General features: G+C 73.4%; 12 protein-coding genes. 11 read left to right on the top strand and 1 reads right to left on the bottom strand.

Annotated features, from left to right (window positions below):
* The first annotated feature begins 60 nt into the window (after window positions 1–60).
* From glmS to tsaD, 9 genes are all read left to right on the top strand, one after another.
* Entirely contained in the window at window positions 61–1,920 is a 1,860-nt protein-coding gene (gene glmS, locus FHX52_RS10375) for a glutamine--fructose-6-phosphate transaminase (isomerizing) (RefSeq protein WP_141821809.1), read from the top strand.
* Window positions 1,917–2,267: a holo-ACP synthase gene (locus tag FHX52_RS10370; protein ID WP_141821808.1), complete on the top strand. Its 351-nt coding sequence runs from the start codon at window positions 1,917–1,919 to the stop codon at window positions 2,265–2,267. Before glmS ends, FHX52_RS10370 begins: the two co-directional genes overlap by 4 nt.
* Window positions 2,267–3,760: a bifunctional ADP-dependent NAD(P)H-hydrate dehydratase/NAD(P)H-hydrate epimerase gene (locus tag FHX52_RS10365; protein ID WP_141821807.1), complete on the top strand. Its 1,494-nt coding sequence runs from the start codon at window positions 2,267–2,269 to the stop codon at window positions 3,758–3,760. The genes FHX52_RS10370 and FHX52_RS10365 overlap by 1 nt, the downstream gene beginning before the upstream one ends.
* A gap of 68 nt (window positions 3,761–3,828) precedes the next feature.
* Window positions 3,829–5,070: an alanine racemase gene (alr, locus tag FHX52_RS10360; RefSeq protein ID WP_246069797.1), complete on the top strand. Its 1,242-nt coding sequence runs from the start codon at window positions 3,829–3,831 to the stop codon at window positions 5,068–5,070.
* Window positions 5,067–6,314, top strand: a complete 1,248-nt coding sequence (locus FHX52_RS10355) for an alpha/beta fold hydrolase (protein WP_141821806.1) — start codon at window positions 5,067–5,069, stop codon at window positions 6,312–6,314. Before alr ends, FHX52_RS10355 begins: the two co-directional genes overlap by 4 nt.
* Window positions 6,304–6,771 (top strand): tRNA (adenosine(37)-N6)-threonylcarbamoyltransferase complex ATPase subunit type 1 TsaE, encoded by a 468-nt coding sequence (gene tsaE, locus FHX52_RS10350; RefSeq protein WP_141821805.1) that lies wholly within the window; start codon window positions 6,304–6,306, stop codon window positions 6,769–6,771. Before FHX52_RS10355 ends, tsaE begins: the two co-directional genes overlap by 11 nt.
* Before the next feature lie 5 nt (window positions 6,772–6,776).
* Window positions 6,777–7,490, top strand: a complete 714-nt coding sequence (tsaB, locus tag FHX52_RS10345; protein WP_141821804.1) for a tRNA (adenosine(37)-N6)-threonylcarbamoyltransferase complex dimerization subunit type 1 TsaB — start codon at window positions 6,777–6,779, stop codon at window positions 7,488–7,490.
* 5 nt (window positions 7,491–7,495) lie between these two features.
* The gene (gene rimI, locus FHX52_RS10340; protein WP_342777923.1) at window positions 7,496–7,951 is read left to right on the top strand and encodes a ribosomal protein S18-alanine N-acetyltransferase; all 456 of its coding nucleotides are present in this window, start codon (window positions 7,496–7,498) and stop codon (window positions 7,949–7,951) included.
* Window positions 7,948–8,994 (top strand): tRNA (adenosine(37)-N6)-threonylcarbamoyltransferase complex transferase subunit TsaD, encoded by a 1,047-nt coding sequence (gene tsaD, locus FHX52_RS10335; protein ID WP_141821802.1) that lies wholly within the window; start codon window positions 7,948–7,950, stop codon window positions 8,992–8,994. The genes rimI and tsaD overlap by 4 nt, the downstream gene beginning before the upstream one ends.
* A 380-nt stretch (window positions 8,995–9,374) precedes the next feature.
* Here the strand turns inward: tsaD and FHX52_RS10330 are convergent, their stop codons facing one another.
* Window positions 9,375–10,661 (bottom strand): glycoside hydrolase family 3 N-terminal domain-containing protein, encoded by a 1,287-nt coding sequence (locus FHX52_RS10330; RefSeq protein ID WP_141821801.1) that lies wholly within the window; start codon window positions 10,659–10,661, stop codon window positions 9,375–9,377.
* Between the two features lie 81 nt (window positions 10,662–10,742).
* Here FHX52_RS10330 and FHX52_RS10325 point away from each other — a divergent pair, with 81 nt between their 5' ends.
* Both FHX52_RS10325 and FHX52_RS10320 read left to right on the top strand, forming a co-directional pair.
* Window positions 10,743–11,756 (top strand): nucleoside hydrolase, encoded by a 1,014-nt coding sequence (locus tag FHX52_RS10325; protein ID WP_246069795.1) that lies wholly within the window; start codon window positions 10,743–10,745, stop codon window positions 11,754–11,756.
* The gene (locus tag FHX52_RS10320) at window positions 11,756–12,589 is read left to right on the top strand and encodes a PfkB family carbohydrate kinase (protein WP_141821800.1); all 834 of its coding nucleotides are present in this window, start codon (window positions 11,756–11,758) and stop codon (window positions 12,587–12,589) included. The genes FHX52_RS10325 and FHX52_RS10320 overlap by 1 nt, the downstream gene beginning before the upstream one ends.
* The last annotated feature ends 12 nt before the right edge of the window (window positions 12,590–12,601 follow it).

The raw sequence follows: 12,601 nt of genomic DNA, 5'->3' as shown, positions 1-12,601 counted from the left end.
CCCGGCGGGGGAGTCGGGCGGTGCCCGTGGACGGCTGGCCGGTCCCCTAGTCTGGTCGCCATGTGCGGAATTGTGGGCTACGTCGGCCGCTCGAAGGACAGCACGGCCCTCGAGGTCGTCATGGAAGGTCTCGCTCGTCTCGAGTACCGCGGCTACGACTCGGCCGGCGTCGCGCTCGTCGACGGGGACCACGTCGAGACGCGCAAGAAGTCGGGGAAGCTCGCCAACCTCACGGCCGAGCTCGAGGCGCACCCGCTGCCCGGCTCGACAACCGCGATCGGGCACACCCGGTGGGCGACGCACGGCGGCCCCACCGACGCCAACGCCCACCCCCACCGCGGTGGTCGCGACGGCAAGCTCGCGCTCATCCACAACGGCATCATCGAGAACTTCCACGCGCTGCGGCAGGGTCTGCTCGCCGAGGGCGTCGAGTTCTCCAGCGAGACCGACACCGAGGTGGTCGCGCACCTCGTCGCCGCGGCATACGACACGCAGGGCGACCTCACGGAGGCGATGCGCGCGGTCGTGGCCGACCTCGAGGGCGCCTTCACCCTTCTCGCCATCCACGCCGACCAGCCCGGTGTCGTCGTGGGCGCTCGTCGCAACAGCCCGCTCGTCGTCGGGCTCGGCGACGACGCCAACTACCTCGGCTCCGACGTCGCCGCCTTCATCGGCTACACCCGGCACGCGCTCGAGCTCGCCCAGGACCAGATCGTCACCATCACCCCCGACGGCGCGACCGTCATCGGCTTCGACGGCACGCCCGCCGAGGGCACGGCCTACGAGGTGACGTGGGACGCCGCGGCCGCCGAGAAGGGCGGCTACGCGACCTTCATGGAGAAGGAGATCCACGACCAGCCGCACGCGGTCGCCGACACGCTGCTCGGCCGCACCGACGCGAGCGGGCGCCTCGTGCTCGACGAGCTGCGCATCTCGGAGGAGCAGCTGGAGGCCGTCGACCGCATCACCATCGTCGCCTGCGGCACGGCGGCGTATGCCGGCATGGTCGCGAAGTACGCCATCGAGCACTGGACGCGCATCCCCGTCGAGGTCGCCCTCGCCCACGAGTTCCGCTACTGCGACCCCATCGTCAGCGAGCGCACCCTCGTCGTGTCGATCAGCCAGTCCGGCGAGACGATGGACACCCTCATGGCGGTCAAGCATGCGAGGTCGCTCGGAGCCCTGACCATCTCGGTCTGCAACACCCACGGTTCGACGATCCCGCGCGAGTCCGACGCCGTGCTCTACACCCACGCCGGGCCGGAGATCGCGGTCGCCTCGACGAAGGCCTTCCTCGCCCAGATCACCGCCTGCTACGTCCTCGGGCTCTACCTCGCGCAGCTGCGTGGCGGGTCCTTTGCCGACGACGCGCAGTCGGTCATGAAGGAGCTCGGCGAGGTGCCAGCCAAGATCGAGACCCTGCTCGGGCGGATGGACCGGGTCAAGGAGATCGCGCGGTTCATGGCCGACACGCGAGCGGTGCTCTTCCTCGGCCGTCACGTCGGCTACCCGATCGCCCTCGAGGGGGCGCTCAAGCTCAAGGAACTCGCCTACATCCACGCCGAGGGCTTCGCGGCCGGCGAGCTGAAGCACGGCCCGATCGCGCTCATCGAGCCCGGTCAGCCCGTCTTCGTCATCGTGCCGTCACCGACGGCCGAGCACGGCCTGCACGGCAAGGTCGTCTCCAACATCCAGGAGATCCGGGCCCGCGGCGCACGCACCCTCGTCATCGCGGAGGAGGGCGACGAGTCGGTGGTGCCCTTCGCCGACGAGGTGATCTCGGTGCCCGCGACGTCGCAGCTGCTCGCCCCCCTCCTGACTGTCGTGCCGCTCCAGGTCTTCGCGCTGTGGCTCTCCACGGCGAAGGGCCTCGACGTCGACCAGCCCCGCAACCTCGCGAAGTCGGTCACGGTCGAGTGATCATCGGGGTCGGGATCGACGTCGTCGACATCGAGCGCTTCGAGCAGACGCTCGAGCGCACTCCTGCGCTGCGCGAGCGGCTCTTCACGGCGGAGGAGCGCGGTCTCGGCATCGCCTCCCTCGCGGCGCGCTTCGCCGCCAAGGAGGCGCTCGCGAAGTCGCTCGGCGCGCCGGCCGGAATGCACTGGACGGACGCGCGGGTCGTGACCAACGGCGACGGCAAGCCGTCGCTCGAGATCGGTGGCACCGTGCTCGCGCGGGCCAACGACCTCGGCGTCGACTCGCTGCACGTCTCCTTGTCGCACGACGCGGGCGTCGCGTCGGCAGTCGTCATCGCGGAGGGCTGATGATCCGGTCACATTCGGTCGAGACGGTGCGCGCCGCCGAGGCGCAGGCCATGGCGGGCCTGCCCGACGGGGAGCTCATGGAGCGCGCCGCGGGCGGGCTCGCAGAGGTCGCCGCAGCGCGGCTCGAGGACTCCGAGGGCAGCACCGTCGTCGGTCTCGTCGGCTCGGGCGACAACGGCGGTGACACGCTGTATGCCGTCGCCGAGCTCGCCGACTCGGGCTACGCGTGCGCCGTGGTGGTGCTCGCAGACGGTGGCCGCGAGGCGCTCCGCCAGGAGGCGCTCGAGGCCGCCGAGGACGCCGGCACCATCGTGCACGTCGCCGCCGACGACGAGGACGCGGCCGCGCAGGTCATCGCCGAGGCCGACCTCGTGCTCGACGGCATCGTCGGCATCGGTGGCCGGCCGGGGTTGCAGCCACGGGCCGCTCGGCTCGTCGACGCCATCGACGACGACGCCTGGGTCATCGCCGTCGACGTCGCGAGCGGACTCGACCCCTCCGGTGAGACCGGTGAGGGCGACGCCGTGTGGGCCGACGAGACCGTCACCTTCTCGACCGCGAAACCGGCTCACCTCCTGCCCGCGGGCGAGGCCGCGACCGGGCGGCTCACCGTTGTCGACATCGGTCTCGACCTCTCCGACGCGGTCGCTGCAGTCGAGCGGCTCGACTACGACGACGTCGCCCTGCTCTGGCCGGTGCCGGGCGCCGGCGACGACAAGTACTCCCGCGGCGTGCTCGGGGTCGTGGCCGGCAGCGAGGCCTACCCCGGGGCGGCCGTGCTGACGACGACGGCCGCAGCCGAGGCCGGCGTCGGCATGATCCGCTATGTCGGGTCACCGACCCCCGTCGGCCTGGTCCACGCAGCCGTTCCCGAGGCCGTGGTCGGCACGGGACAGGTGCAGGCCTGGGCCGTCGGACCGGGCCTGCCCGCCCAGGAGTCCGAGCCATCGGGACACTCGCAGCTCGCTGCCGCCCGGGTGGCCCTCGCCAGCGACCTGCCGGTCGTCGTCGACGCCGGTGGCCTCGAGCTCGTCGACGGGCCGCGCCCGGCCCCGACGGTGCTCACGCCCCACGCGGGCGAGCTCGCCCGGCTCCTCACCCGGCTCGGGGGCACGTCCGAGGTGACGGTCGACGAGGTGAGGACCGACCCGCTCGCCCATGCACGGCGGCTCGCCGACCTCACCGGTGCGACCGTGCTGCTCAAGGGCGCCACCACCCTCGTCATCACGCACGGGAACCCCGTGCGGTCGCAGGCGGAGGCGCCGCCCTGGCTGGCCACGGCCGGGGCTGGCGACGTCCTCACCGGCGTCATCGGGGCCCTGCTCGCGGCCGGCCTCGAGCCCCACGACGCCGCCTCGCTGGGCGCCCTGGTGCACGGCGTGACTGCTGACCGGGTCTCCGGCGGGGGCCCGCTGCGGGCGCTGGCGGTGGCACACGGCATACGCCCGACGGTGCGTGACCTGCTCGCCCGGGGGCGCACGGCGCCCGTCTGAGCTGCTGGCGACCGCGGCTGGCCCTTCCCGCGGCCCGAGCACCCCTGCGCAACTGAGAGAATTGATCCGTGAACGACCCTGCTCCCTCCGAACCCCGTGACCCTGCCGTGGCTGGCCACGCGGCCCACGCTGCCGACCCCACGCTGGGGCTCACCGTGTGGGCCGAGATCGACCACGCCGCGATCGCACACAACGTGCGGGTCCTGCGCGAGCGGGCACCACAGTCGGACTTCATGGCCGTCGTCAAGGCCGACGCCTACGGGCACGGGCTGCTCCCCGTCGCGCGCACGGCGGTCGCCGCGGGGGCGAACTGGCTCGGCGTGGCGCAGTTCAGCGAGGCGTTCGCCCTCCGAGACGCCGGCCTGACGACCCCCGTGCTCACGTGGCTCAGCGTGCCGGGTTCGGACTTCATCGGCGCGGTCGCGCGCGACATCGACCTGTCGGCCTCCGCGCCATGGGTCATCGACGAGATCGCGTCCGCTGCCTTCGCTCTCGGCCGCACCGCGCGCGTCCACCTCAAGGTCGACACCGGCCTCGGTCGCGGCGGCGCCTACGGGGCCGACTGGGACACGCTGGTCGCCCGAGCACGCCGCTTCGAGGCCGAGGGCACTGTCAAGGTCGTCGGCATCTGGCAGCACTTCGCCCACGCGGACGCACCCGAGCACCCGACCGTCCTCGCCCAGCAGGAGCGCTTCTTCGAGGCCGTCGCGATCGCCGAGCGGGCCGGCTGCCGCCCCGAGGTGCGCCACCTCGCCAACAGCGCCGCGACGCTCGTGCACCCGTCGGCGCACGCCGACCTCGTGCGGCCCGGCATCGCGATGTACGGCCTCACCCCGGTGCCGCAGATCGACGACGACTTCGGGCTGCGGCCGGCCATGACGGTGCGCGCCCGCCTGGCGCTCGTCAAGCGGCTGCCCGCGGGTCAGGGCATCAGCTACGGACACGCCTACGTGACCGACTCCGAGACCGTCGTCGGGCTCATCCCGGCCGGGTATGCCGACGGCATCCCGCGCAACGCGACGAACGTCGGCCCGCTCCTCGCCGACGGGCGCCGCACGGCGATCGCCGGCCGGGTCTGCATGGACCAGGTCGTCGTCGACCTCGGCCCCACCTCGAGAGCCGCCGCCGGCGACGTCGTCACCCTCTTCGGTGGCGCGCCCGGCGAGCCGACGGCGCAGGACTGGGCCGACGCCACCGACACCATCAGCTACGAGATCGTCACCCGGCTGGGGCCGCGCGTGCCGCGCCTGCACATCGGCGCCGAGGGCGCTGCGGGCGCACAGGCCGCCGAGGGCGCTGAGGTCGCATGAGCCCGCGTCGCAACCCCGTCCTCGGCATCGCGGCGGCCACGCTCGGTGTGGCTGCGGGTGTCGCCGCCGGCATCGCGGCCGACCGCGCCGGCAGGCACCGGGCCGCCATGGCCGCACTTGAGACGCCCGAGCTGCTCGACATCGTGCCCGACGAGCAGCACGTCGTGATCACGGCCGACGGCGTCGCCCTGCACGTCGAGGTCGACGTGCCGGACGCCCAGGCGGCCGCCGCCGCGGCCGAGGGCGCGACCCGTCGGGGCCGGCCCGAGGAGCTGCCGACGGTCGTCCTGACGCACGGCTACTGCCTCAGCCTGCGTTGCTGGGTCTACCAGCGCCGGGCGCTCAAGGCCGCCGGCTACCGCGTCGTCAGCTGGGACCAGCGCGGCCACGGCCAGTCCGGCCGCGGCGGGCGTGACAGCTACACGATCGACCGGCTCGGCGAGGACCTCCGCACCGTCATCGACCAGCTCGCCCCGAGTGGCGACCTCGTGCTCGTCGGCCACTCGATGGGCGGCATGACGATGCTCGCGCTGGGCGAGCAGCATCCCGAGCTCATCCTCGAGCGGGTGGCCGGCGCGGCCTTCGTCGCGACGAGCGCGGGTGGCCTCAGCCTCGCGAACGGCGGCCGGGTCGCCACCTTCGGGCGCCACGCCCTCGACCGGCTCGGGCCCCCGGTGCTCGGTCCGCTGAGCACGCGGCCTGAGCTCTTCGGCCGTCTGCGCCGGGTGGGCCGTGACGTCGAGGACTTCCTCGTCGAGCAGAACTCCTTCGCCTCACCCGTGCCGCGGTCGGTCGTGCGCTACACCGCCGACATCCTGCTCGGCACCCCGCTCGACGTCATCAACGACTACCTCCACTCCTTCGACGGCTTCGACAAGAGGCCGGCACTGCTGGAGTTCCGCCACGCGCTGACGCTCGTCTTCAACGGTCGCGAGGACATCCTCACGCCGCCGTCGCACAGCGAGCTGATCGTCGAGGGCATCCCGGGCGCGGAGCACGTCGTCGTCAACGACGCGGGCCACGTCATCATGCTCGAGCACCCCGACCTGCTCAACGCCCACCTCGTGCAGCTCATCGACCAGGCCGCCCGAGCGCGCGCGGCGCGGATCGACCTCTCCCGTCAGCCGCGCGTGCGCCGCGTCGTCACCGACGTCGCGAAGGGCCGCCGGCAGCGTCGTCTCGAACGCGAGGCCGAGGAGCTGCTGCGCACCCAGCGACGCGGGGACGCCTCCCGTGGAGCGTGACTTCCGCTGGCAGACCCTCGAGGACACGGAGGCGTTCGGTCGTTCCCTCGGGGCTCTGCTGCGCGGCGGCGACCTGCTCGTCCTCACCGGTGACCTCGGCGCAGGCAAGACGACCCTGACGCAGTCGATTGCCGAGGGGCTCGGCGTGCGGGGCCCCATCACCTCCCCGACCTTCGTCATCGCCCGGGTTCACCCCTCGCTCGTCGGCGGCCCGGCGCTCGTGCACGTCGACGCCTACCGCCTCGGCAGTGCCATCGAGCTCGACGACCTCGACCTCGACGCCGATCTCGACGCGAGCGTCGTCGTCGTCGAGTGGGGTGCGGGTCTCGCCGAGCAGCTGAGCGACACCCGCCTCGAGCTGACGATCTCCGGCGACGACGAGCGCACGGTGCACGCGGTCGCCGTCGGAGCCCGCTTCGAGCGCGTGCTGGCCGACCTTGCGCCTTCGGTAGCCTGACCGACGTGCTCCTGCTCGCGATCGACACCTCGACGACGGCGATCACCACGGCCCTGCACGACGGGTCCTCGGTCGTCGCCGAGGTGACGACCCTCGACGCCCGGGCCCACGCGGAGCACCTGGCGCCGGGCGTCCGTGCCGCGCTGGCCCAGGCAGGCGCCGCGCCCACCGACGTCACCGACGTCGTCGTCGGCATCGGGCCGGGCCCCTTCACCGGCCTGCGCGTCGGCATCGTCACCGGCCGCACCTTCGCCTTCGCGCTGGGACTGCCGGTGCGCGGCCTCACGAGCCTCGACGCCCTGGCGCACGAGGCCTGGCTTCGTGGGCGTCGCGGTGACCTCCTCGTCGCGACCGATGCCCGCCGCAAAGAGGTGTATGCCGCCACCTACGTCCTCGACGACTCCGCCGCCACGCGCATGGCCGGGCCGCTCGTCTCGCGTGCGGCCGACCTCGAGCCCGACGTCCGAGGGCTGCCCGCGGCGGGCCGCGGAGCCCTGCTCTACGCCGACAGCCTGCCCCTCGCGGTCGAACCCGTCGACGTCAGCGGGGGAGCGCTTGCGGACCTCGCCGCGCGCCGGCTCGCTCTGGCACCAGCTGCGCCGGACGGCATACGGCAGCAGGTGGAACCCGGCCACGGCTTCGACGGGCTCGAGCCGCTCTATCTGCGCCGGCCCGACGCGGCGCCCGCGCCACCCAGCACGAAGTCGACGCTGGGGTGAGTGACGTGACGCTGCGCGAGCTCGAGTGGACCGACCTCGCGACCCTCGCCGCGATGGAGCGCGAGCTCTTCGCCGACGACGCGTGGTCGGAGCAGACATGGTGGGCCGAGCTCGCCGGACGTCCGCGCCGCGACTACGTCGTGGCCGTCGCCGACGGCGACGTGGTGGGGTATGCCGGCCTCGACGTCTCCGGTGACGTGGCCGACGTCATGACCGTGGCGACTGCACCGACCCAGCAGCGCAAGGGAATCGGGCGGTTGCTGCTCGACGACCTCGTGCACCGGGCCGCCTTCCGAGGGTGCGAGGCGCTGATCCTCGAGGTGCGGGCCGACAACGACGCGGCGCGAAACCTCTATGAGCGGGGCGGCTTCGAGGTCATCTCGGTGCGCCGCCGCTACTACCAACCCGGCGACGTCGACGCGCTCGTCATGCGCCGGCTGCTGACGGAGGGAGAGCGATGAGTGACGAGCCGCTCGTGCTCGGCATCGAGACGTCGTGCGACGAGACGGGCGTCGGGATCGTGCGCGGCGAGACTCTCCTCGTCGACACCGTCGCGAGCAGCGTCGAGGAGCACGCCCGCTTCGGCGGAGTCGTGCCGGAGGTCGCGAGCCGCGCCCACCTCGAGGCGATGGTGCCGACGATCGAGCGGGCGTGTCGCGAGGCCGGCGTCGCACTGCGCGACCTCGACGCCATCGCGGTGACGTCGGGGCCGGGTCTCGCGGGCGCCCTGCTCGTCGGGGTTGCGTCCGCGAAGGCGCTCGCCGTGGCGCTCGACAAGCCGATCTACGGCGTCAACCACCTTGCCTCGCACGTCGCCGTCGACATCGTCGAGCACGGCCCGTTGCCCGAGCCGACGATGGCCATGCTCGTGTCGGGCGGGCACTCGTCGCTCCTCCTCGTGCCCGACATCACCAACGACGTCCGCTCGCTCGGCGCGACGATGGACGACGCGGCCGGCGAGGCCTTCGACAAGGTCGCGCGGGTGCTCGGCCTGCCGTTCCCCGGCGGTCCGCACATCGATCGCGCTGCGCGAGAAGGGAATCGGATCGCCATCGACTTCCCTCGCGGGCTGACGACGGGGCGCGACCTCGAGCGGCACCGCTTCGACTTCTCGTTCTCCGGGCTCAAGACCGCGGTCGCGCGCTGGGTCGAGACCAGGCACCGCGCCGGCGAGAGCGTGCCGGTCGCCGACGTCGCCGCGTCGTTCCAGGAGGCGGTCGTCGACGTGCTGACCCGCAAGGCTCTGCTCGCCTGCAAGGAGCACGAGGTCGACCACCTGCTCATCGGCGGCGGCGTGGCGGCGAACTCACGACTGCGTGCGCTCGCGGAGGAGCGGTGTGACAAGGCCGGCGTGACGCTGCGCGTGCCGCGCCCGGGGCTGTGCACCGACAACGGGGCCATGGTGGCGGCGCTCGGCGCGCAAATGGTTGCGAAGGGGCGCGAGCCGAGCGACCTCGGGCTGCCGACGGACTCGTCGATGCCGGTCACGCTCGTCCAGGCCTGAGCGGTCCGTCTGGCCGGGCGCTCGGTGGCGCTCGCGATGGACCGGGCGGCGGGCGACGGGTCGTCGCTCGCGGCGTGGAGCGTCGGCGCCCCGTCCCCGTCCGCGCTTGCTGCCGTATGCCGTGGGCGCCGCCGATGCCGCTCCCGACCACCCGTCGCCCACCTCAGAGCGTGCACCGGCGTGCTCCACGGGTCGAGTGCCCAGTTTTCGACGGTGAGTCCCGCCGTGGTCGGACACAGGGACCGCCACGAATCTCACTGCGGGCGCGCGGTGAGCGTGGTCGCGAGCTGCGGCGACAGGTCGTGGCGGTCCGTCGGCCTCGGCTGGTGTCCGGAAGTGGGCACTCGACTGGGCTGGTGGGTCGGGCCGCGGGGCCCTCGTCAGGGGCAGGTGGCGAGCTTCATGCGGAGCTTGAGGTCGACGACGCGAGTGGCGGCGGCCTTGACCTTGGCGGCGAAGGCGGGGTTCGCCGCCATCCTGGAGGTGATGGCGTCGTGCATCGTCGGGATCGTCGACGGGGGCGCGCTGAGGACGATGTCGCCCCCGGCCTCGATGAAGCGGGTCGCGCGTGCGCCGACGGGGATCGCCGCGACGGCCTTGGCGGCGCCGACGTCGTCGGTGATGATGACGCCCGGGTAGCCGAGGCGGCCGCGGAGCAGGTCGGTGACGATCGCCTTCGAGAAGGCGGCGTTGGTGCCGGGTTCGAGCTTGCTGTAGATCGCCGACCCGACCATGACGAGGTCGACCCGGGCCTTGATGCCGGCCGCGAAGGGGGCGAGGTAGGGGTCGTCAGCGGTGGTGCGGGAGTCGGTGATGCCGCGAGCCGTCACGTCGGTGTTGCCGACGATGCGCCCGATGCCGGGGAAGTGCTTGACCGTCGTCGCGACCCCGCCGGCCCGCATACCGGCGATGAAGGCGGGCACCATCGTGGCGACGCGCTCGGGATCGCTCGAGAACTGGCGTCCGTACCTGCCGATCGGCCCGTTCGCCGTGCCCAGCGACGCGGGCACGGTGTCGGCGACGGGGGCGAGGTTGACGTTGATGCCGGCCGTCGCGAGTTGGCGGCCCCAGCGCGTGGCGTCGGCCTCGAGGTCGGAGGCGCTGCCCCGGCCCTGCACCCGGGCAGAGGGGATGGTGCTGAAGCCGGCGCCCTTGAGCTGCTGGACAGCCCCGCCCTCCTGGTCGGCTGCGATCATGAGGCCGAGCCCGGAGGTGGCCTTGGGTGAGGCAAGTCCTTCGAGGTGACGGGTCGTGGCTCGCACGCCGGCCGTGCCCTCGGCCCAGCCGCCGAGGAGGATGACGCCACCGAGGTGCCGGCGCGCGACGAGACGGTCGAGGCTCGTGCGCGACGCTCCGTCGTCGAGCCCGACCATGAGCAGCTGCCCCGCCTGCTCGGCGGGGTCGAGACCCTCCACGATGCGAGCGGCGCACGACGACGGGGTGACCGGCGGTGTCGTCGTCGCGCTGGGGGTCGCCGTGGTGGCTGTCGTCGTTCCGGCGCTCGAGGGCGCGGCGGTCGAGGTCGTCACGGTGGCCGAGGTCGTGGTGGCCGAGGGTGAGCCGCTCGCGCGTCCCTCGGTCGTGCTGCCCGTCGAGCACGCCGCAACGAGCGACGTGAGGAGGAGGGCCACGGGCAGGACGGCTCGGGACGGCATACGGCTGGGCATCGCTCGACCCTAACCCGCGTCCGTGCACGCCACGGACACGCCGCGGGCGGCTCCGTCGGCGCGGAAGGGTAGTTTGCCGAGGTGACGAGCTCCGCGCCCACCGCCCACACCGCCCGCCCGATCCCGATCGTGCTCGATGTCGACACCGGCGTCGACGACGCGTGCGCGCTCCTGCTCGCGGCGCTGCATCCCGACCTCGACCTGCGCGCGGTGTCGTGCGTGGGCGGCAACGCCCCCGTCGACGACGTCGTGCGCAACACCCTCGTCGCGCTCCAGGCCGCCGGCCGCACCGATGTGCCGGTCGCGCGAGGTGCCGCTCGCCCGCTCCTCGAGCACCCCGTCGACGCGCGCCACGTGCACGGCGACGACGGCATGGGCGACCTGGGCTGGCCGGCTGCCGAGAAGCGACCCGACCCGCGGCATGCGGTCGAGCTGCTCCGTGACGTATGCCGTGAGGCCGCTACCGAGGGCCGTGCGGTCACGCTCGTCCCTCTTGCGCCCCTCACCAACATCGCGCTTCTGCTGCGCACGTATCCCGAAGCAGCAGAAGGCATCTCGGAGATCATCTTCATGGGCGGCGCGGCCGACGTCGGCAATGCGACGGCCTCTGCGGAGTTCAACGTCTTCCACGACCCGGAGGCCGCCGCCATCGCGCTGGACGCCGCGGCAGACCTCGGGATCCCGGTCACGATGTATGGCCTCGACGTCTTCTACGAGCCGGTCATCACCCGCGAGGAGGCGGCCGAGCTCGTCGCGGTCGGTGGCCGTGGGGCGGCCGAGCTCGGTGGGCGGCTCCTGCAGTTCCAGCACGAGCGCTTCGACCGCGACGCCTCGACCATCGGTGACGCCGGCGCCGTGTGCGCGGTCATCGACCGGGCCTCCATGACGACCGAGGTGCTGCCGCTGCGCGTCGAGCTGGCCGGCACGTGGTCGCGCGGCCAGACGATCGTCGACCGCCGCGACTGGAGCGGAGACATGAAGCACGACCCCCACGGGGAGGCGCCTCTGCGCGTGCACGTCGCGCTCAAGGTCGACAGCGCCGCCTACGCGCAGCTGTGGCGCGACACCCTCCTCGGCCGGCTGGGGGAGTCCTGATGGGTCGCGTCGCCGTGCTCGGCTCGCTCAACGTCGACGTCGTGACGCTCGTCGAGCGACACCCGAGCCCGGGCGAGACCGTCCTCGGGCGAGCCGGCGGCCGCTTCGCCGGCGGCAAGGGCGGCAACCAGGCCGCAGCCGCGGCGCGTGCCGCGACGGCCCAGGTGCAGATGCTCTCCCGCGTCGGCGCCGACGAGGCGGGTGCCGCCTACGTCGAGCGGCTCCGGTCGCTCGGCATCGACGCCTCGGCCGTGTCGACCAGCCCCACAGCTCCGACGGGCACCGCTCTCATCACCGTCGACGACGAGGGCGAGAACTCGATCGTCGTCGTCGCCGGCGCCAACGGGGAGCGCGACCGGTCGCTCGTCGAGCAGGCCGGCCGACTCGGGCCCGGCGACGTGCTGCTCTGCTCGCTCGAGGTGCACCTCGCCACGGTCGCCGAGGCCGCCCGTGCCGCTCGTGCGGCCGGTGCGCGCGTCGTCATCAACCTCGCCCCGTATGCCGCCATGCCGCCCGACGTCATCGCGCTCGCCGACCCTGTCGTCGTCAACGAGACCGAGATGGCCCTGCTCGCCGACTCCGACCTGCTGCCCGAGTCGCTGCTCGTCACCTTCGGCGCGGCCGGGGCGCGCTGGGGCACGGACGGGGTGGACGGCATACCGGTTTCGCCGCGCGAGCTCGGAGACACGGTCGGCGCCGGTGACGCCTTCTGCGGCGCGCTGGCGGCGGCGCTCGCGAGCGGCGCCGACCGCCAGACGGCGCTCGACGCGGCGAATGCGGCCGGTGCCGCAGCTGTGCGCTGGGTCGGCGCCCAGCCCGACGCCGCCCTCTGACCCCCTCCTTCA

Source organism: Humibacillus xanthopallidus, from assembly GCF_006717145.1.
Classification (GTDB): Bacteria; Actinomycetota; Actinomycetes; order Actinomycetales; family Dermatophilaceae; genus Humibacillus; species Humibacillus xanthopallidus.
This window is presented reverse-complemented; position numbering and strand designations above follow the sequence as displayed.

Bases quoted from the DNA above. Each gene is read 5' to 3' on its own strand.
- FHX52_RS10330 (WP_141821801.1), bottom strand. From the start codon at position 10,661: ATGCCCAGCCGTATGCCGTCCCGAGCCGTCCTGCCCGTGGCCCTCCTC.
- tsaD (WP_141821802.1), top strand. From the start codon at position 7,948: ATGAGTGACGAGCCGCTCGTGCTCGGCATCGAGACGTCGTGCGACGAG.
- FHX52_RS10320 (WP_141821800.1), top strand. From the start codon at position 11,756: ATGGGTCGCGTCGCCGTGCTCGGCTCGCTCAACGTCGACGTCGTGACG.
- glmS (WP_141821809.1), top strand. From the start codon at position 61: ATGTGCGGAATTGTGGGCTACGTCGGCCGCTCGAAGGACAGCACGGCC.
- FHX52_RS10365 (WP_141821807.1), top strand. From the start codon at position 2,267: ATGATCCGGTCACATTCGGTCGAGACGGTGCGCGCCGCCGAGGCGCAG.
- FHX52_RS10355 (WP_141821806.1), top strand. From the start codon at position 5,067: ATGAGCCCGCGTCGCAACCCCGTCCTCGGCATCGCGGCGGCCACGCTC.